The organism is Parablautia muri (assembly GCF_009917485.1).
GTDB lineage: Bacteria > Bacillota > Clostridia > Lachnospirales > Lachnospiraceae > Suilimivivens > Suilimivivens muri.
Genome location: NZ_QZDT01000006.1, coordinates 23,754 through 44,921, shown reverse-complemented (window position 1 = coordinate 44,921; position 21,168 = coordinate 23,754). Strand labels below are relative to the sequence as shown.

At 41.9% G+C, this 21,168-nt stretch carries 15 protein-coding genes and 1 tRNA gene; 13 read left to right on the top strand and 3 right to left on the bottom strand.

What is annotated here, in order from left to right:
• Nucleotides 1-52 precede the first annotated feature (52 nt).
• The 4 genes from ilvB to D5281_RS05795 all read left to right on the top strand — a co-directional run bounded on the left by ilvB (nt 53) and on the right by D5281_RS05795 (nt 5,594).
• Nucleotides 53-1,732: a biosynthetic-type acetolactate synthase large subunit gene (gene ilvB / locus D5281_RS05810; RefSeq protein ID WP_160559193.1), complete on the top strand. Its 1,680-nt coding sequence runs from the start codon at nt 53-55 to the stop codon at nt 1,730-1,732.
• Nucleotides 1,729-3,129 (top strand): L,D-transpeptidase family protein, encoded by a 1,401-nt coding sequence (locus tag D5281_RS05805; protein WP_160559192.1) that lies wholly within the window; start codon nt 1,729-1,731, stop codon nt 3,127-3,129. The genes ilvB and D5281_RS05805 overlap by 4 nt, the downstream gene beginning before the upstream one ends.
• Nucleotides 3,130-3,285: 156 nt before the next feature.
• Nucleotides 3,286-4,380 carry a 3-phosphoserine/phosphohydroxythreonine transaminase gene (gene serC, locus D5281_RS05800; RefSeq protein ID WP_160559191.1) on the top strand — a complete coding sequence of 365 codons (1,095 nt, stop codon included), beginning with the start codon at nt 3,286-3,288 and terminating at the stop codon, nt 4,378-4,380.
• 50 nt (nt 4,381-4,430) lie between these two features.
• Nucleotides 4,431-5,594, top strand: coding sequence for a phosphoglycerate dehydrogenase (locus D5281_RS05795; protein ID WP_160559190.1), 1,164 nt, complete (start codon nt 4,431-4,433; stop codon nt 5,592-5,594).
• A 153-nt stretch (nt 5,595-5,747) separates the two neighbouring features.
• Here the strand turns inward: D5281_RS05795 and D5281_RS05790 are convergent, their stop codons facing one another.
• Entirely contained in the window at nt 5,748-6,059 is a 312-nt protein-coding gene (locus D5281_RS05790; RefSeq protein WP_160559189.1) for a hypothetical protein, read from the bottom strand.
• A gap of 156 nt (nt 6,060-6,215) precedes the next feature.
• On the opposite strand from D5281_RS05790, the gene glgB reads away from it, so the two are divergent.
• The 4 genes from glgB (at nt 6,216) to D5281_RS05770 (ending at nt 11,266) form a co-directional block, all read left to right on the top strand.
• A complete protein-coding gene (glgB, locus tag D5281_RS05785; protein ID WP_160559188.1) occupies nt 6,216-8,702 on the top strand; it encodes a 1,4-alpha-glucan branching protein GlgB in 2,487 nt (828 codons plus the stop codon).
• 36 nt (nt 8,703-8,738) lie between these two features.
• Nucleotides 8,739-9,704 carry a glycosyltransferase family 2 protein gene (locus D5281_RS05780; protein WP_160559187.1) on the top strand — a complete coding sequence of 322 codons (966 nt, stop codon included), beginning with the start codon at nt 8,739-8,741 and terminating at the stop codon, nt 9,702-9,704.
• A gap of 3 nt (nt 9,705-9,707) precedes the next feature.
• Nucleotides 9,708-11,114, top strand: coding sequence for a hypothetical protein (locus D5281_RS05775; RefSeq protein WP_160559186.1), 1,407 nt, complete (start codon nt 9,708-9,710; stop codon nt 11,112-11,114).
• 79 nt (nt 11,115-11,193) lie between these two features.
• Nucleotides 11,194-11,266: transfer RNA gene (locus D5281_RS05770), tRNA-Thr, on the top strand.
• Between the two features lie 60 nt (nt 11,267-11,326).
• Here D5281_RS05770 and D5281_RS05765 read toward each other — a convergent pair.
• On the bottom strand, nt 11,327-12,154 hold the full coding sequence (locus tag D5281_RS05765) for an ABC transporter permease (RefSeq protein WP_160559185.1): 828 nt from the start codon (nt 12,152-12,154) through the stop codon (nt 11,327-11,329).
• Between the two features lie 2 nt (nt 12,155-12,156).
• Entirely contained in the window at nt 12,157-12,924 is a 768-nt protein-coding gene (locus tag D5281_RS05760; RefSeq protein WP_160559184.1) for an ABC transporter ATP-binding protein, read from the bottom strand.
• Nucleotides 12,925-13,118: 194 nt separating this feature from the next.
• Here D5281_RS05760 and argH point away from each other — a divergent pair, with 194 nt between their 5' ends.
• The 5 genes from argH to D5281_RS05735 all read left to right on the top strand — a co-directional run bounded on the left by argH (nt 13,119) and on the right by D5281_RS05735 (nt 21,161).
• Entirely contained in the window at nt 13,119-14,516 is a 1,398-nt protein-coding gene (gene argH / locus D5281_RS05755) for an argininosuccinate lyase (protein ID WP_160559183.1), read from the top strand.
• 209 nt (nt 14,517-14,725) lie between these two features.
• Entirely contained in the window at nt 14,726-15,811 is a 1,086-nt protein-coding gene (asd, locus tag D5281_RS05750) for an aspartate-semialdehyde dehydrogenase (RefSeq protein ID WP_160559182.1), read from the top strand.
• Nucleotides 15,812-15,973: 162 nt separating this feature from the next.
• On the top strand, nt 15,974-17,689 hold the full coding sequence (locus tag D5281_RS05745; RefSeq protein WP_160559181.1) for a putative bifunctional diguanylate cyclase/phosphodiesterase: 1,716 nt from the start codon (nt 15,974-15,976) through the stop codon (nt 17,687-17,689).
• A 59-nt stretch (nt 17,690-17,748) separates the two neighbouring features.
• Nucleotides 17,749-19,113 (top strand): ATP-binding protein, encoded by a 1,365-nt coding sequence (locus D5281_RS05740; protein ID WP_160559180.1) that lies wholly within the window; start codon nt 17,749-17,751, stop codon nt 19,111-19,113.
• The gene (locus tag D5281_RS05735; RefSeq protein ID WP_160559179.1) at nt 19,113-21,161 is read left to right on the top strand and encodes a DNA topoisomerase; all 2,049 of its coding nucleotides are present in this window, start codon (nt 19,113-19,115) and stop codon (nt 21,159-21,161) included. The genes D5281_RS05740 and D5281_RS05735 overlap by 1 nt, the downstream gene beginning before the upstream one ends.
• The last annotated feature ends 7 nt before the right edge of the window (nt 21,162-21,168 follow it).

Sequence of the window (21,168 nt, the reverse complement as noted above, 5' to 3'; positions counted from 1 at the left end):
CAAAGATTTTTAAGCAGCAAATTTGCTCATAATAGCAAGAATGGAGGTTAGGATGCAGCTTACAGGTGCGGAAATTGTAGTGGAGTGTTTAAAGGAACAGGGAGTCGATACTGTTTTTGGATATCCGGGAGGAACGATTTTAAATGTTTATGATGCTTTGTATAAGCACAGCAAAGAAATTACGCATATTTTAACTTCCCATGAACAGGGGGCCGCCCATGCGGCGGACGGTTATGCCCGCGCGACCGGCAGAGTGGGAGTCTGTCTTGCTACCAGCGGCCCGGGGGCAACCAATTTAGTGACAGGTATTGCGACTGCGTATATGGACTCAGTTCCGGTTGTGGCGATTACCTGTAATGTGAATCTTCCCCTTCTGGGAAAAGATTCCTTCCAGGAAGTAGATATTGCAGGCGTCACAATGCCGATCACCAAGCACAGTTATATTGTAAAGGATATTGCAAAGCTTGCAGACACGATTAGAAGGTCGTTTATGATAGCAAAGGAAGGAAGACCGGGACCGGTTTTAGTGGATATTACAAAGGATGTGACAGCGGGGGTATGGGAATATACAAAGCAGGAGCCAAAAAGGTGTGAGTCCGGTTGTAAATATACCGAAGAAGATATTAAAAAGGCTGTCTCACTGATACAGGAAGCAAAAAAGCCGTTTATTTATGTGGGAGGCGGCGCTGTGACTTCCGGAGCCTATCAAGAAGTGAGAGCTTTGGCGGAACTTATGGATGCACCCGTGTGCGACACCCTTATGGGAAAGGGGGTCATGGACGGACATGACGAACGATATACCGGAATGATTGGTATGCATGGAACTAAGACCTCCAATCTGGGCGTCAGTGAATGCGATCTTTTAGTAGCCCTTGGGGCAAGGTTTTCCGACCGGGTGGTGGGAAACGCCGCAATGTTTGCCTCGAAGGCCAAAATTCTCCACATAGATATAGATGCGGCGGAAATCAATAAAAACATACGGACAGACGCTTCGGTTGTAGGAGATTTAAAGGAAATTCTCACTTTCATAAATAAAGAGCTCTCCCAAATGGAACACAAGGAGTGGAATGCGCATATAAAAGAATTAAAGGAAAAGTACCCGCTGAACTATGATGAGAGCGCTCTATCCTGTCCTTACATTATGGAGCAGATTGATGCGGTGACAGATGGAAAAGCAGTGATTGTAACAGATGTGGGACAGCACCAGATGTGGGCGGCGCAGTATTATAAATATTCCGAGCCAAGGACTTTTTTATCCTCAGGCGGTCTTGGAACGATGGGCTATGGTCTGGGCGCATGCATAGGGGCAAAGATGGGAAGGCCAGAGAAGGTATGCATCAATATTGCAGGGGATGGATGTCTTCGCATGAATATGAACGAGCTGGCAACTGCGGCAAGATACCAGATTCCGGTGATTGAAATTGTGATCAACAATCATGTGCTGGGAATGGTAAGGCAATGGCAGACCCTGTTTTATGAAAAGAGGTATTCCCAGACGGTTCTTAAGGATGGGGTTGATTTTTGCATGGTAGCAAAAGGGCTTGGCTGCGAAGCCATCCGTGTTACACGTAAGGAAGAAGTTGCAGATGCAATCGCCAAAGCAATTGAGATGAAAAAACCGGTGCTGATTGAGTGTGTGATTCCGGAAGATGATAAAGTGTTTCCTATGGTGCCGGCAGGAGCGCCCATCAGCGAAGTGTTTGATGCAACGGATTTGGAAAAGGAATCATGAGAAAAAATGTTTTAAAAGGAACGTGCATTGGTTTTTCTATCATACTCTTATCCATAGCGGCAATGTATTTGGGGCTGGCGCTTTATTATGGGGACAGCTTTAGTTATGGCACCTGGATCAATGGCGTATATTGTACCGGAAAGAGTATCAATGAAGTAAATGATGAACTGTTAAAACAATGTAACTATACCGGACTTACCATCCTAGACAGTGATGGTAAGTCTTATGCTATTTCAGCGCAGGATGTGGGCCTTTCTTTTGATTTTGCCGAGGGCCTTTCGCTGTATCTGGAAAAACAAAATCCTTATCTGTGGATAGAAAATCTGCTTGGGGAACCGGATGGAAAAACCTTTAGGCCTGTGGCGGAATATGATGCTGAGGCTTATGAGAAAATCGTAAATTCTTTTCCTTTTTTCAAGGGAAAGGCCCCGAATGAGCTGAAGGTGGAAATCTTAAAGGGAGATACGGGTTATTATCTTTTAGATGAGAGAACCCATATCTTGAATGAGGAAAGGACAAAAGAAGCGATTAAAAGCGCTTTTGAGAACTGCGAGGCTGTGCTTGATCTGGAGGCGGAGGGCTGCTATGAAAATCTTCCCCTGACAAAAGAGATGGAGGATCAGATTTCTCTGTGGCAGAAATTATCAGCTTATCAGGACTGCGGCATTGTATACCTGTTTGGTGAGGAAAAGTATCCAATTGACGAAAGCGTGGCGTGCGAGTTTTTGAAGCTGGATGAAAACGGGGATTTTGTTTTTGACGGGCAGGGGAATTTGTGCACAGATGAAGAAAAGGTTTATGCCTTTGTTGACAGACTGGCGGATCAGTATGATACGGTAGGCGCTGCGCGATTGTTCCATGCTACCCGCGGCGAAGTAGTGAATGTGGAAGGCGGTATTTATGGCAATAAACTGGACCGGGAGGCGGAAAAGGAATACTTGCTTTCGGCTTTTTTGGCCCATAAACGGGAAGAACATGAACCGGTATATCTGCAAACCGCTCTTAAACAGGGGCAGGATGATATTGGGGATACCTATATAGAAGTGGATATGACAAACCAGATGATGTATTACTACGAAAAAGGTGAGCTTAAAGTGGAAACACCGGTGGTAACAGGGAATACAAGACTGCGCAGAGGTACCCCCACAGGTACGAACTATGTGTATAATAAAGAAAGAAACAGAGTGCTTCGGGGAGAGGATTACGCTTCGCCGGTAAAGTACTGGATTCCGGTAAAGGGAGCAGTTGGGATTCATGATGCATCCTGGCGCAGTGAATATGGAGGCGAAATCTATAAAACCAATGGGTCCCACGGCTGTATCAACACGCCTTTGGAGGAAGTTTCAAAGCTTTATGACATGGTGGAAATAGGAACGCCCTGTGTGATGTTTTACTAAAGCAGTTGACTAAAGTGTTAAATGCGGTTAAAATGTTTTTCAAGTGTTGCTGTGAAAACCAAAACAGATTCTACGCCAACACCCTAATGATGTGGTTGGTGACGGTATGAAGATTTTATGGAGAAGGATGGGGAGATTTTAAGGAGGAATAAAGTAATGTCCAAAGAATATAACAGAGTGTATAATTTTTCGGCAGGGCCTGCGGTTTTACCGGAGGAAGTACTAAAAGAAGCGGCATCTGAGATGCTTGATTATGAGGGTTCAGGTATGTCCGTGATGGAAATGAGCCATCGTTCCAAAGTGTATGACAAAATTATCAAGGATGCGGAGGCGGACTTACGGGAGCTGATGAATATTCCGGATAATTATAAGGTGTTATTTTTGCAGGGCGGCGCCAGTCAGCAGTTTGCCATGATTCCTATGAACCTTATGAAAAACCGTAAGGCAGCTTATATTGTCACAGGGCAGTGGGCTAAAAAGGCTTTTCAGGAAGCAAAAATTTATGGTGAAGCGGTTGAAGTGGCTTCTTCGGCGGACAAGACATTTTCCTATATTCCGGATTGCTCTGACCTTCCCATTCCGGAGGATGCCGATTATGTTTATATCTGTGAAAATAATACAATCTACGGAACGAAATTTAAGACGCTGCCTGATACTAAGGGGCATACCTTGGTGGCGGACGTTTCATCCTGTTTTTTGTCAGAGCCGGTTGATGTGACGAAGTATGGCGTCATTTACGGCGGTGTGCAGAAGAATGTGGGACCGGCAGGGGTGGTGATTGTTATCATCAGAGAAGATTTGATTACGGAGGATACCCTGCCTGGAACGCCAACCATGTTAAAATATAAAATTCATGCAGATGCGGATTCTTTATACAATACGCCTCCGGCATATGGCATTTATATCTGCGGTAAGGTATTCAAATGGTTAAAGAAGATGGGCGGTTTATCCGCTATCAAGGAATCTAATGAGAAAAAAGCAAAAGTTTTGTATGATTTTCTGGACGAAAGCGCTTTGTTTAAAGGTACCGTCAGGAAAGAGGACCGTTCCCTTATGAATGTTCCTTTTGTAACAGGAAGTGAGGAACTGGATGCAAAATTTGTAAAGGAAGCAGCGGACGCCGGATTTGTAAACTTAAAGGGACACAGGACCGTAGGCGGTATGCGCGCAAGCATTTACAATGCAATGCCTATAGAAGGCGTTGAAAAACTGGTGGCTTTTATGCGAGAGTTTGAAAAAGAGAATGGATGATTGAGATTTGTTTGAAGTGTTACTGGCACAACAGAAGGAGAAAATGAAAAATGTTTCAATATTATTGTTTAAATCCAATTTCCCAGATTGGACTGGAAAAATTTACGGAGGAATTTGAAAACACCCAGGATGTTAATCAGGCTCAGGGTATTTTGGTGAGAAGCGCAGCTATGCATGATATGGAGCTGTCAAATAACCTTCTAGCGGTGGCAAGAGCCGGAGCAGGCGTCAACAATATTCCCCTAGATAAATGTGCGGAAAAGGGTATTGTTGTATTTAATACGCCCGGTGCAAATGCCAATGGCGTAAAAGAACTGGTGATTGCAGGTATGCTGCTTGCAGTCAGAGATATAGTAGGTGGTATCAATTGGGTGGAATCAGCCAAGGACAATGCGGATATTGCCAAAGCTACGGAAAAAGAAAAGAAGCGTTTTGCCGGTACGGAGCTTACGGATAAAAAGCTGGGGATCATTGGATTAGGCGCAATCGGCGTTAAGGTTGCCAATGTTGCAAAACATATGGGCATGGAAGTGTATGGTTATGACCCTTATGTTTCGGTGGATGCTGCCTGGAATTTAAGCCGTGACGTGAAACACGCGCTTAATGTGGAAGAAATTTATGAGACCTGTGATATTATCACGATTCATGTCCCGCTCCTTGATTCTACCAGGGGTATGATAAATAAAGAAGCTATTTCCAAGATGAAAGATGGGGTGATCCTTCTTAATTTTGCAAGAGATTTGCTTGCAAACGAGGAAGATGTACTTGAAGGCATAAAGGAAGGAAAGATACGTAGATATGTGACTGACTTCCCGAATCCTACCACAGCCGGAGCGGAAGGATGTGTAGTGATTCCTCATTTGGGGGCTTCTACGGAAGAATCGGAAGATAACTGTGCTAAGATGGCAGTGAAGCAGATGATGAATTATTTGAAAAACGGGAATATTATCAATAGTGTCAATTATCCCAATTGTGATATGGGCATCTGCTCTCAGGCAGGGCGCGTGGCAATTTTCCATAAGAATATTGCAAATATGATTACGAAATTTGCGGCATGCTTTGGGGATGAGGGAATCAATATCACGGATATGATGAACAAGTCAAAGGGGGAAGTGGCGTACACAATGATAGATATTGAAACGGCTGCGGATGCTGAAATTATCAGCAAGCTTCAGGCTATTAAAGGTGTATTTAGGGTAAGAGTGGTAAAATAGCCTAAATTGCTATTTCAGGATATCCGGCCAAAAGATATATACCCCGCTGCTTGCAATGCTGCAGGTGGCGGGGTAATTTATAGTCAACAAGCTTGCGCCAAGCGAATCAGCGTTTTCTATAATTTCTTTGAGACGAATCCCATAGCTATGCCATTATGGCATTTCCACAAAGTTTGTTAATCCATTTTCATCAAAATCCTCTTTGAGCATGGCATTTTGCTTCGCAGATACCAGGCTGGCCAAATCCATATATTTGATGAAAATGTCCTCAAGCTTCATTCCCTTTTCATCAGCAATTTCCTGCATGATAGGTTTTAACTTGTCAAGCTGAAAGGAAATACGGGTTTTTTGTGGATCAATATCGCCTAAAACCTGCTCGGCATAAGCATTGATGCGGTCAAGCATAGCCTTATCCTCCGAGCTGATAGATTCAAATTGAACTGAGTTTTTTGTAGTTTGAAACATATTTTCACATCCTTTACAAATATTAAATAACACATTATAATTTGCCAAGTGTTATGGCCTTTATTGTAGCACTTGATGCTTGTGTTGTACAGATATCTTTGTTAAAATAACATATATAGTAAATAATGGACCGGCACCGGAAAGGGGAGGTTAAACATGAACGACAGACTTTATAAACTGATGAACTGGCCGAGAATTGAAGGGATTATCTATTCGGAGGAGGACAAGCCGCATGAGGTATTAGGCCCTCATGTAACCGGAAAAAGTGTCTTATTTCAGACCTTCCAGCCGGGGGCAAGGGAAGTTTCATTGGTAATAGAAAATGACAGCAAGAAACGCAAAATGGAAATGGTGGATGAATCTGGGTATTTTGCTTGTCTGGTTTCGGGGAAGGTTCCGGATCGTTATGAATACGAAGTTCAGTACAAAGATTCACAGGTGGTATGTGTGAAGGATGCATACAGATATAACATTGGCCTTACGGAAAATGACATTGAAAAGTTTCGAGCAGGTATTCATTATACAATTTATGAAAAGCTAGGAGCCCATTTGATGACCGTGGATGGCGTGGAAGGCACGTTCTTTGCCGTATGGGCGCCTAACGCACTTAGGGTCAGCGTAGTTGGTGACTTTAACCATTGGGACGGCAGAGTGCATCAGATGAAGCGCAGCAAAGAGGGCGGTGTTTTTGAGATTTTTATACCTGATGTGAAACCAGGGGAATGCTATAAATTTGAGATAAAGGTTAAAGGAGGTCTTACTTTCTTGAAGGCGGATCCTTATGCCTTCGGACAGCAGCTTCGCCCGGAAACAGCATCAATTGTCCGGAATATCAGCGATTACAAGTGGAAGGACAAGAAGTGGCTTGGAGAGAGAGAAAAGCACCAGCAGGAAAATTCACCCATCAGTGTTTTTGAAATGTATTTAGGTTCCTTTCAGCGGAATCAAGATACGGATGAATACTTAAATTACAGAGAGCTTGCGCCTGGAGTTGTGAAATATGTGAAGGAGATGGGATATACACATGTGGAACTGATGCCGGTTATGGAGCATCCCTTAGATGCCTCCTGGGGGTATCAGGTAATTGGGTATTATGCACCTACGGCAAGATATGGGACAGCAGAAGACTTTATGTATTTTGTAGATACACTGCATCAGGAAGGAATCGGTGTGATTTTAGACTGGGTTCCGGCTCATTTTCCAAGAGATACCTATGGTCTTTCCAATTTTGACGGTACATGTCTTTATGAACATGCAGATCCCAGGCAGGGAGCTCATCCTCATTGGGGTACTCTGATTTACAATTATGGACGGCCACAGGTTTCCAATTATTTGATTGCAAATGCTCTTTTCTGGGTAGAGAAGTATCACATAGATGCAATCCGGATGGATGCGGTAGCCTCCATGCTTTATCTGGATTACGGAAAAAGGGATGGAGAATGGGTAGCTAACATCTATGGCGGCAATGAAAACCTCCAGGCGATTGAATTGTTAAAGCATTTAAATTCTGTAATGAAAAAGAGAAACCCCGGTGTGCTTATGATTGCTGAGGAGTCTACCGCATGGCCGAAAATTACCGGAAAAGTAGAAGATGACGGACTTGGATTTGATTTAAAGTGGAATATGGGCTTTATGAATGATTTCCTGGCATATATCAGCTATGACCCGTATTTCAGGGCGCATCACCATAATGAGCTGACTTTCAGCATGGTTTATGCTTACAGTGAAAACTTTATACTGGTATTTTCCCACGATGAAGTGGTTCATGGGAAATCTACTCTGATTGGAAAAATGCCAGGGGTTTTGGAGGACAAGTTTGCTAATTTGCGAATCACCTATACGTATATGATGACCCATCCCGGAAAGAAATTGCTTTTTATGGGGCAGGATATTGGAGAGTTCCGCGAGTTTGATGAGACGAGAGAGACGGAATGGAGCCTCACCCAGCATGAGCCGCATAAGGGGCTTAGCCGTTTGGTCAAAGACTTAAATGCCTTGTATAGGGAAAAGCCGGCGCTTTATGCATTAGACACCAGCCCGGAAGGCTTTGAGTGGATTAATTGTATTTCTCCTGAAAAGTGTATGGTATCTTTCCTGCGTAAATCACAAAAAAATGAAGAAATTTTGGTAGTCGTAGTTAATTTTGCAAATACGGCCCAGGAATTTACGATTGGCGTGCCTTACGAAGGAAAATATAAGGAAATTTTGAATACGGATGCGAAATGTTATGACGGCCTTGGAAGGATCAATTCCGATGTTAAGTTTGTCATGGAGGAGGAAGTGGATGGTAAGCCCTATTCCTTTACCATGGAAAGCGCGCCTTTGTCGGCAAGTATCTTCTCCTATAGTCCTTATACCGAAAAAGAAAAGGAGCAGATAGAGAAAAAGAAAGCGACCTTGGCAGCCCAGCTGCGGGCAGAGGAGGCAAAGCGCGAAGCGGAATCAGCTAAGGCAGAGGCAGAAAAGGCCAGAGAGGAAGCAGAGGAAGCTAAGAGACTGGCGCAGGAAGCCATGAACAGAGCACAGGAGGCTGAAAAGAGAGCGCTTCAGGAAATAAAAAAGGCACAGGAAGAAATGAAGCTGGCGGAGAAAATGCGTCAGGAGGAAGATGCCAGGCAAAAGGCTTCTACGGCTAAAAAATAAAGAAAGCAATAACCAAGCAGTAAAGAGAAAACGATTATGAGCAGAAGAAAGAAAATATGTGTTGTAGTACCATGCTATAATGAAAAAAACAGCATTACACTACTATATGAGAAAGTGAGAAATGTATTTAAAAACGAGCTGGTGGATTATGATTATCAAATGGTATTTGCAGATGATTATTCCAGTGATGATACCAGAAAAATTATCAGGGAGATTTGCGAGAAAGATCCTGAGCATGTGAAAGCCGTTTTTAATGCAGCTAACTTTGGATTTTCCAGGAATGTTTTTTCATCTTTACAAATGGCGGACGGAGATGCGGCTTTTCTGGTATTTGGAGATTTACAGGATCCGCCAGAGCTTTTGACGCAGTTTATAGAGAAATGGGAAGCCGGAAAACTGGTAGTAATTGGACAAAAAAGCGGCAGTGATGAAAAGTGGCTGATGAGCGCTATGAGAAAGCTGTATTATACATTAATTGGTGTGTTTTCAGATAAAACACAAATCAAGCATTTTAATGGATTTGGTCTGTACGATAAAAAATTTATTTCTATTTTAAGACAAATTGAGGAGATGCAGCCATATTTAAAGCAGGTGATTGCTGAGTATGCCACAGACTACGGGACTGTCTCATATAAGCAGAGCATTTCGAAAAGAGGAAAATCTAATTTTAATCTTTATAAAAATTATGACTTTGCAATGGAAGGTATCACTTCCTCCACCAAGAAGCTTATGAGATTATCCACTTGTTGTGGGGTTTTGCTTGGAATTGCCAGTGCGGCTTATGCAATCAGCGTGATGATTAAGAAGTTAATGTATTGGGATTCCTATCCTTTTGGCATGGCTTCTATAACAGTTGGCATATTTTTCTTAGGAGCAATGCAGCTGTTCTTCATTGGAATTCTAGGAGAGTACATGCTGAGCATCAATACAAAAACATTAAAGCGCCCAAGGGTAGTCATTGCGGAAAAAATAAATTTCAACGACAAAGAGGAGGAAATATAACAGATGTCTGCTATAAAAAAGGAGAGGGTAGATTTTACCATAGGAGCGCCAGAAAAAGTCGCGGCGGCGATTATATTAATCATAATGACGCTTACTATGTTTTATGCAGACATAACAGTAACAGCGCGGTTTTCCATGACTTTTCTGGATTCTCTTTTTGACGGAAAATTTGCCAGTTTTTACATGAATGCATTAGAAACAGGGATTGCCCCCGAAGGCGCTGTATATGATATTGGGATTTATATTGTATTTGCCGTATGGGGAATACCTGTATGGGGGTTAAATAAATTATGGGGCATTGATGTAATGTCGGTGGGCTGTTTGCTCTGGTTTAAGCTTTTATTGATTCTTTTCACATTAGGAACCATACTTCTTTTAAAGAAAATAGCAATAAAACTTGGATTTAGTGATAAGATAAGCCAATATGTCTGTTACCTGTCAGGGATTTCATTATTGTTTGTATTTCCCATTCTTGTTGCGGCACAATACGACATAGTTCCGGTATTTTTTATGATGTATGGAATACTTGGCTGGATGGAGCAGGATAAAAAGAGGTGTTTACTGGGATTTTCAATTGCATTTACCATGAAGCCAATTGCGATATTGACATATGGGATATTGTTATTACTGGAAGAAAAGCGGATTCGATATATAATATTAAAGGCTGTAGTCAGTTTAATACCGGTCTTTATTTGTAAAGGAATTTATTTACTGAATCCTCTAAACAGTGACAGTAACAACATTTTTCTTGCCGGAGTAGTATCCGACTTGTTAAAGGTGTCTGTTCCGGCAGGAAATGGGGGTTTTTCCTTGTGCTTTCTTGTGGGAGCTTTGATATATATAGCGGCATATATGGAGAAATTAACGGATAACGTAGAGAGAAACGGTAAAAAATTTATTTGGTTTGCATTTTTGCTATGGGCTGATTTTTCCCTTTTTTTAGAAATAGCACCTTATTGGATAGTCTATTTGGCTCCATTTTTGGTTTTGGTTTTGTTCTTTAATGAACGGAAGATCAATCAATCTTTGTTGCTGGATTTTGTTGTAAATACAGGCGTTATTTTTAGTATGATAGTTTCTTTTTCGTGGGTATACGGAGGAGAAAAGACATTCAGTTATTTAATATTGCGTCCTATTTACCAAATGATAAATCAAGAAGAAATTCCAACGGTATGTGGTACATTGAGAAGGTTCCAGCTGACTATGTTTCAGCCGGTAATCAATTCTGTGGTTATTGCAGCAGTTATATTTGTTGCATATCTGAGTTATAGAGGGATGAAAGAAGAAAATGATAAAGAAGAAATAGTGATAGAAAATTGGCACATAAGGATACGGATCATCATTTTATACGGTTGGACAATCTTATGCCTGCTTATGCTTGCAGCAGGAAGCATATCACTTAACTTTTAACAAAATTTTCAATAATATCCTTTGATAGAAAAAATTTTACTTGCAAATTTAAATAAGTGCCTTTATAATGATGTTTGATGCTACTGTGGCTCAGTTGGTAGAGCAGCTGATTCGTAATCAGCAGGTCAGGGGTTCGAGTCCCCTCAGTAGCTTCAGGCTGGCTTTGAGCCAGCCTTTTTACGTTCCATCAAGCGAAGGCGGGAGACGGTGGATTAAGCTCTTTTTTTATAATAATGTTCTGTCCATTGGATACATTGATATAATCCCATGGCAATCACACATAAAATGATAATAGAGGTTATAACCATATTTAGCTGAAATACCTGTGAGCCATAAATGATCAGATATCCTAACCCACGTCTGGCTGCCAGAAATTCTCCTATGATTACCCCTACAAGTGCAAGGCCAATGTTGACCTTCATGTTACTCAAAATAGTAGGAATGGAGGAAGGCAGTACCACTTTGAGGAAGGCATCGAAACGATTTCCGCCTAGTGTTTGAATGAGCTTTAACTTTTCGCTGTCCACACTTTTAAAGCCAGTATAAAGATTAATGACAGAGCCAAAAATCGCTACGGAAATACCAGCAACGATAATCGTGTTGATGCCGGTGCCAAGCCAGACGATAAATAGCGGTGCAAGAGCGGATTTAGGCAGGCTGTTCAGCACCACAAGAAAAGGCTCTATAATTTCTGACAGTGTTTTTGAATGCCACAAGAGAGTAGCAGACAGGATAGAAATTATTGTAATCAGCAGGAAACTTATAAGTGTTTCAAGCAAAGTAATTCCTGTATGGGTAAAAAAGGAACCATCACGGAGCATTTCTATAAAAAAGGTGACTACCATACAGGGACTGCTGAAAAAAAACGTGTCTATCAGCCCAAGTCGTCCGGAGAATTCCCAGATAGCCAGGAACAGAACAAGCACAAGCAGGCGCAGTATAGTGACGAAATGATGATGCTTATGGTGTTTCTTTATATAAAGCTGTTGAGCAGTCAGAGCTTCTCCCTTAAGCGTAGAGTTTGTAGATTTTCTGTTCATAATTAATCTCCCCTATATTCATCTGAAATTTCTTTCCATAATAAATTGAATATGTCCTGGAATTCAGGAGCATTTCTAGCGGCCAGAGGAGAGGAATCTTTTAAAGTAAGTTGGATTGGAATGCTATTTTTGATACGGGCAGGCCGTTTGGACAGGACAAGCACTCTGTCAGATAAAGAGATGGCTTCCGACAGGTCATGGGTGATTAGGATGGCGGTGATACCAGAGGCCCTGATAATCTTTCCTATGTCGGCAGACACACTCAGTCTGGTCTGATAATCCAGTGCGCTGAAAGGCTCATCTAAAAGAAGAAGTCCCGGCTCCATAACCATGGTGCGGATTAGCGCAGCACGCTGTTTCATGCCTCCTGATAATTCGCTGGGCTTTTTATCTTTAAATTTGGACAAACCATAATCCTCTAATAACTTGCCTGCTAATGCCTCTTTTTCCCTGGTAAGAGTTTTATTAATTTCAGGACCTAAGAGTATATTTTTCCATATGGTGCGCCATTCCAGCAGATGATCCTGCTGAAGCATATACCCAATGTGCCCCTGTTCCTTCTCATTTAATAATACTTCTCCAGATTCCGGTTTAAGAAGCCCCGCAATAATGGAAAGCAGTGTGGATTTGCCGCAGCCGCTGGGCCCCACAATTGCCAGGAATTCCCCTCTATTTACCTGAAACGATATATTGGTCAAAGCTTTTGTTTCGCCCTTTAAGTTATGATAAGAGAAACAGATGTTTTTACATTCCAAAACAGGCTGGTTCATAGTTCCTCCTTTTATCAGTAGCAGTATGAAATGCACCGATATTTGTTTCTTATACATATAATCTATGAACTTTCGACATTTATGTGCAGATAAAGAATGAAAGCTTTTTGTCATCAAGATTAGAAGAAAATGTTGAAATGACATTTAAAATATGGTAGTATCAAATTCAGATTTAATAATTGGAGGTAGAAACCATGGCTCAGTTATGGGGAGGACGTTTTACCAAGGAGATGGATAAACTGGTATATGAATTTAACGCATCCATTTCTTTTGATAAAAAGTTCTTTGAACAGGATATAGAGGGAAGTATCGCACATGTTGTGATGATGGAAAAGCAGGGAATACTGACTTGTGAGGAAAAGGATGCCATAGTGAAAGGGCTTACCGGTATTCGTAAAGATGTTGAGGATGGAAAGCTTTCCATTACGGAGGAATATGAGGACATCCACAGCTTTGTGGAAGCCAATCTGATAGAGAGGATTGGTGATACCGGTAAAAAGCTGCACACCGGAAGGAGCAGAAACGACCAGGTGGCGCTTGACATGAAGCTTTATATTAGGTCGGAAGTGGTACAGATTGCGGAAAATTTAAAGGATTTGCTGGAAACGCTGCTATCCATCATGGAAAAGAATCTAACGACCTATATGCCGGGATTTACGCACCTTCAAAAAGCACAGCCTACCACACTGGCACATCATATGGGTGCATATTTTGAAATGTTTAAAAGAGATGTGCTCCGACTTGAAGACATTTATAAAAGGATGAATTACTGTCCGTTAGGGTCTGGGGCTTTTGCGGGAACAACTTATCCGCTGGACAGAGCTTACACTTCAGCGCTTATGGGATTTGAAGGTCCCACCCTAAACAGTATGGACGCTGTGGCGGACAGGGATTATGTGATAGAATTTTTGGCGGCGCTTTCTACAATTATGATGCATCTTAGCCGGTTTTCGGAGGAGATTATTATCTGGAATTCAAATGAGTATCGTTTTGTAGAGATAGATGATGGATTTTCCACAGGAAGCAGCATTATGCCCCAGAAAAAGAATCCGGATATTGCAGAGCTGGTTCGCGGAAAGACAGGACGGGTTTACGGTGCGCTTATGTCCATACTTACGACTATGAAAAGTCTGCCTCTTGCCTACAATAAAGATATGCAGGAGGATAAAGAGCTCACCTTTGATGCAATTACAACAGTAAAGAATTGTCTTACCCTGTTTCATGGTATGCTCTCCACTATGAAGTTCAATCAGAAAATTATGGAAGAAAGTGCGACGAAGGGATTTACCAATGCCACTGATGCGGCAGATTATCTGGTAAACAAAGGAGTTCCCTTTAGAGATGCTCATGGCATCATAGGACAGCTTGTGCTTTACTGTATTGAGAAAAACTGTTCAATTGATGCCTTAAGTATAGATGAGCTTAAAAATTTCAGCCCGTTATTTGAGGGAGATGTCTATGATACAATCAGTTTAAAAACCTGTGTGGAAAAACGATTGACCATGGGGGCTCCAAGTAAAAAGGCTATGGAGGAAGTCATCAGGATAAACAAAGAATTTCTTGCGCATATCTGGGTAGTGGAAAGATATTAAAAATGAAAAGTATTCTAAAGAGTTTGTGTTTGCAATGCAATCATAGACTCTGTGAAATACAATAAAGCAAAGAGGAACAAGGAGTAAAATTGTAACGGTTCATCTGGCAGAAAAGAGGAGAAAAGGTTGAAAGAATTGCATTCTTTCAACCGCAAATTTGTGCTTGAGCGAACAAATTTGCACATTGAGAAAGGAGCATGGTTATAAAGATGAGTGAAAAATTAAAAGTAGGGATTTTAGGCGGAACAGGCATGGTAGGACAGAGATTTATCTCCCTGCTTGAAAATCATCCGTGGTTTGAAGTGACCACAATTGCTGCAAGTGAAAGGTCGGCAGGAAAATCTTATAAAGAGGCGGTGGGTGAGAGGTGGAAAATGACTACGCCTATGCCGGAGGCAGTAAAAAACCTTGTGGTTATGAATGTAAATGAGGTGGAGAAGGTAGCGGCACAGGTGGATTTTGTGTTTAGTGCTGTGGATATGACCAAGGAAGAAATCAAACGGATTGAGGAGGAATATGCTAAGACAGAAACCCCTGTTGTTTCTAATAATTCTGCGCACCGGTGGACGCCGGATGTGCCTATGGTAGTGCCTGAGATTAATCCGGAACATATGCAGGTGATTGATTTCCAGAGAAAAAGGCTGGGAACCACAAGAGGATTTGTTGCGGTAAAGCCAAACTGTTCCATACAGAGCTATGCACCAGTCCTTACGGCATGGAAGGAGTTTGAGCCTTATGAGGTAGTGGCAACCACCTACCAGGCGATTTCCGGCGCCGGAAAAACCTTTAAGGACTGGCCGGAGATGGTTGAAAATATTATTCCTTATATTGGTGGTGAGGAAGAAAAGAGCGAAAAGGAGCCCTTAAGGATTTGGGGTGAAATCAAGGATGGTGTGATTGTGCCTGCTGATTCTCCGGTGATTACCTGTCAGTGTATCCGGGTACCTGTATTAAACGGACATACGGCAGCTGTATTTGTGAAATTCCGTAGGAACCCTTCAAAGGAAGAACTGATTGAAAAGATTGTTTCTTTTAAAGGTCTTCCACAGGAGCTTCATCTGCCAAGCGCACCGAAGCAGTTTATTCAATATCTGGAGGAGGATAACAGGCCTCAGGTAAAAGCGGATGTGGATTTTGAAAATGGAATGGGAATCAGCGTGGGGCGTCTGCGTGAAGACACCGTATATGACTGGAAGTTCGTGGGACTTTCCCATAATACGGTCCGCGGCGCTGCAGGCGGTGCAATTCTTTGCGCGGAGCTTTTAAAAGCACAGGGATATATTGCCCATAAATAGTCAATGACCCCGCGGCAGCTGCCAGGGAAAATACTATCATGCTTTTTGAGATGGTTACTATGAAAAATAAATTTTTATAATACAAATTTGTGCTGACACCCAAATTTGCAGGAACTGGCAGCATGGGGGATTTATATGGAAGAAAGATAAGGAGCAGGCTTTATGGACGAGTTACGCTATCAGGTTGACCTTTTAGGCGCAATGAATCAAAAATTGACAAACGATGAAAAAATGTACCAGATGATTTGTGATGTGTCAGGCAGTGCATTTCTTTATATAAATTTTACCGAGAACCAGGTCAGGATTTTAGGCGACTGGAATTTCTTTTTCCCTGATGTGGAGGTAAAGGATGTCAAGGACTTAGCGAAATTGTATGCGAAAGCAGAAGAAAAATATGTGCTTCCTCTTCGCGATTTGCTTTTTTTGGAAAAATCCCAGAGAAACACAGATGGAGGAATCATACGCTTAAAGGATGAAAAAGCATGGGTGGAATGTACCGTTTCTGTTTTGTACGATGAGAGCGGAAATGCAACGGATAAGGTAATTCGCTTTAAAGATATCTCCAAGCTGAAAAATCAAAACGATGACCTGGCTTATATGGCATATTATGATATGCCAACAGGTCTTTATAATAAGAATTATTTTATCAGACTTTTAACGGACTATGTACACAGGGCAGAGCAGGAAAATGCAATTGTTTCTCTAATTTCTATTGATGTAAGTGACAACAGGAAGCAAAGAGATGGTCTTAAGCTCTCTGCAGGAGAGGAAGGAACACAGCAGTTTGGACAGTTTTTATCCTCCATTCAGGGAGAAAATGTGATTGTATCTTACTTTCAGGCGGATATTTTCTGCATTGCCATTTATGACCCGAGAGGCTGCAGGACTGTGGAAAATATCTGCAGACAAATACAGGAGAGGATGGAAACGCCCTTTGAGCTTCAGTCAGGACAGAAGTCGCTGCTTTCTGCGGGGATAGGGATTGCGGAGTATCCGGAGGCGGCAAAGACAGCGCTTGAACTGATTAACTGTGCGGAAATTGTTGTGGAACGGGCTAAAAAAAGCGGACCAAATACAGTTCAGTATTTTGATACGGCCATTTTAGATGAGATTGCCCTGAATCTTCATATAGAAAATGATTTAAAAGAAGCCCTCTCTAACCTTAGTTTTGATTTAAATTTTCAGCCGCAGTATGATACCAAGGAGGAAAGGCTAAGGGGGATAGAGGCACTAGTCAGGTGGCAAAGACCGGATGGGATGCAGGTAAGCCCTATGGACTTTATTCCAATTGCAGAAAAAAACGGCACTATGTCTTCAATAGACGGATGGGTAGTGGAGGAAAGCATCCGAACTTTTGCCATATGGAAAAAGAAATTTGAGTTAAATATCATTCTTTCGCTTAATATATCTGCAAGCCAGTATATGGAGGACGGATTTACGGACAAACTTCTTGGAATGATCAAAAAGTATGGCGTGAATCCGGAAGAATTAGAGTTGGAAATCACGGAAGGATTATTATTTGAGGATTACAGGACGGTTACGGAAAAAATGTGTGTGCTTAAGGATTACGGAATCCGATTTGCATTGGATGACTTTGGAACCGGCTATTCTTCACTTGCTTATTTAAAGGGGCTGCCTGTGAATACCTTGAAAATAGATAAGGAGCTGATTGAAGGCATTATGACAGATCAGAACACGGAAATCCTGATAGAATCTGTGATTACCATGGCCCAAAAGCTTGGATATGAAATCATAGCAGAAGGAGTGGAAACCAAGGAGCAGTTAAGCCGCCTAAAGGAACTTGGCTGTGATTATATGCAGGGATATCTGTTGAGCAGACCAATGCGAAAAGAAGACATGGAGCAGCTGTTAAAATAGATAGAAATAGTGGGTAACATTAGAGTGTTTAGGGCGCCGTTAGGCAATAGGAAAGTGAAATGATTTTAGGACGTGCTTCGGAGTTAAAATATTTAAATAGTTATTATGACCGTGAGGGAAGCCAGATATTGGTGGTCTATGGATGCAGAAATGTGGGGAAAACAGCCCTGCTTCGCCAATTTATCCAAAGTAAACCCAGCTATTACTATCGGGCAAGATCTGCCTCCGAGAGAGAGCAGCGCTACCAGTGGGGGCGGGAGCTGGAAAAGGAAAAGATTAAGGTGTCCAGATATCCGTCTTATACTGAAATTTTTGATGCGGTTTTACAGGAAAAAAGCGATAAAAAAATCGTTATAGTAGATGAATTTCAGCACATTATCAAAGCAAATGAAGCGTTTATCAAGGATATTAACAATTTCCTTCATCATATACAGCCAAATGCCCAGGTGATGTTTGTTCTTTGCAGCTCATCCATTGGATGGGTGGAAAACACCATGACTGAAAAAATCGGCGATGCTGCCTATACGATTTCAGGGCTGCTTAAAGTCAGAGAGCTTAGCTTTGAGGTCATGATGGAATATTTTCCGGGCTTTTCCATGAGGCAGGGGATTGAAGCTTACGCTGTGTTAGGAGGACTGCCGGGACTTTGGAAGCAGTTTGATGATAAAATTGGTATAAAAGAAAATATATGTAGATATATTTTAAATAAGGATGCCTTTTTATACGGGGAAGGTCAGCGGATGGTGGAGGAGGAACTCCGCGAAATGGGAGTGTATAATACCATCCTTGCCTCACTGGCAGCCGGAAATTTAAAACTAAACGATTTGTATAGGCATACAAACTTTTCACGGGCCAAAATCAGTGTTTATCTGAAAAATTTGATAGAGCTTGAGCTGGTAGAAAAGGTTTTTTCCTATGATACGGAAGGAAAGGCAAATGTCCAGAAAGGAATTTATAGAATTTGCAGTCATTTTGTGCATTTTTATTTTGCCTATCTTTATCCTAATTTAAGCGGTTTAGAGAGATTGACTCCAGGTGAATTTTATAATAAATATATAGATTCTAATTTCAAAGATTACGTGGCAGAATATTTTAAAGTAGTCTGTAGACAGTATATTGAAAAATGGAGTAAATGGGGAAGCCTGCCCATTAAAGTGGACAAGATGGGAGAGTGGGTTGGAAAGTTTGGAAATATTGACGTAGTTGCCCAGGATGAAAGTGGGAAAACCATTGTAGGTATTTGCAGCTGGGATAAACCGACTGTGCGGTACGATGATTATGAATGGCTTCTCTTTTGTGCGGAAAAGGCGAAGCTGCAGGCGGATTACGTGTATTTATTCTCCGTTCAGGGCTTTGAGGAAAAGCTGATTCTGGAAGCAAAAGGAAAACAAAGGCTTAAATTAATCAGTATGGATGAAATGTGATGGGAAAAAATCTATATATAGCAGAAAAACCCAGTGTGGCAAGGGAGTTTGCCAAAGCATTACAGATAAACGCAAGCAACAAAGACGGGTACCTGGAATCGGCAGACAGTGTTGTAACCTGGTGTGTGGGACATTTGGTAACCATGAGTTACCCGGAAGTCTATGATGAAAAATATAAAAGATGGTCTTTAGATACAATTCCGTTTATCCCCACTGAATTTAAATATGAAGTGATTGAAGGGGTAAAAAAGCAGTTTAAGATTGTAAGTGGATTGCTGAATCGTGAGGATGTGGAAACCATTTATGTGTGTACAGACTCCGGGCGTGAAGGAGAATATATCTACCGACTTGTGGAACAGCAAGCCCATGTAACAGGGAAAATACGAAAAAGAGTTTGGATTGATTCTCAGACAGAGGAAGAAATTCTTCGCGGAATCAGAGAGGCAAAGGATCTTTCCGCCTATGATAATCTTGGAGCCGCTGCGTATCTGAGAGCGAAAGAAGATTATCTGATGGGCATCAATTTTTCAAGAGTCCTGACTTTAAAGTATGGTAATCCTGTAAAGACTTATTTAAAAAGAGACCGGGCGGTGATTAGCGTAGGGCGCGTTATGACATGTGTCCTGGGAATGGTGGTGAATCGGGAAAGGGAAATCAGAGAGTTTGTGAAAACTCCCTTTTACCGTATTGCAGCCAATCTATCCATGAATGAAAAAAATTGCGAATGTGAATGGAGAGCAGTAGAAAATACAAAATATTTTCAGTCTCCTTTATTGTATAAAGAAAATGGATTCAAAGAAAAAAAGGATGCGGAAGTATTGATTGTACATCTTATGGATTCTCCTCCGGTAATGGCTATGGTGGAGAGTGTGGAAAGAAAGAAGGAAACCAAAAATCCGCCTCTTTTGTATAATTTAGCAGAATTACAAAATGACTGCTCCAAATATTTTAAAATCAGCCCGGATGAAACATTAAGAATAGCCCAGGAACTGTATGAGAAAAAGATGACTACTTATCCCCGTACGGATGCCAGAGTGTTATCCGGTGCGGTTTCCAAGGAAATACATAAGAATTTGCGGGGACTTACAAACTATGGGCTGGTCGGCGCCTTTGCTGAGAGAGTGTTGGAAAGTGGCAGTTACAGGGGAATTGCAAAGACAAGGTATGTGAATGATAAGCAAATTACAGACCATTATGCAATCATCCCCACAGGGCAGGGGTTAAACCAGTTAAACAGCCTTAACCCTACGGCGGTTAAGGTGTATGAGGTGATTGTGCGAAGGTTCCTCAGTATCTTTTTCCCTCCTGCAATTTACCGGAAAGCCGCCCTTCGTGTGTCCGTAAAGGAAGAAAAGTTTTTTGCAAGCTTTAGAGTACTTGAGGAAGAAGGCTATCTTCAGGTTGCAGCTTTTTCCTTTGCCAAAAAGAAAATGGAGGCCGTCCGTAAGGAACAATCTTATCAGGCACAGGAAAAGGAGGCCGAAGGCGCTGAGAGTGAGGGTGCAAATGATGGAGCGGATCCAGCATTTATGGATGCGCTTAACCATTTGAGAAAAGGGATGATGATCCCAGTGAAAGATATGCAAGTAAAAGAAGGAGAGACATCTCCGCCCAAACGGTATAATTCCGGCACCATGATTTTAACGATGGAAAATGCAGGCCAGTTTATAGAAGATGAGGAGCTGCGGGCCCAGATAAAGGGCAGTGGGATCGGAACCAGTGCAACCCGTGCTGAGATTTTAAAAAAGCTTGTGAACATCCAGTATCTGGCCCTGAACAAAAAAACACAGATTATAACCCCAACTCTGATGGGAGAGATGATATACGAGGTGGTTAACAATTCCATCCGCCCCCTTTTGGATCCGGCCCTTACTGCAAGCTGGGAAAAGGGGCTTACCATGGTAGCGGACGGAACGATAACAGAAGAAGAATATATGCGGAAACTGGACGATTTTGTGTCCAGAAGAACCAATATTGTCAAACAGTTAGACAATCAGTTTGTTCTAAACCAGCAGTTTCATAAGGCAGCCGCAAATTATAAAAAATGAAGGAATA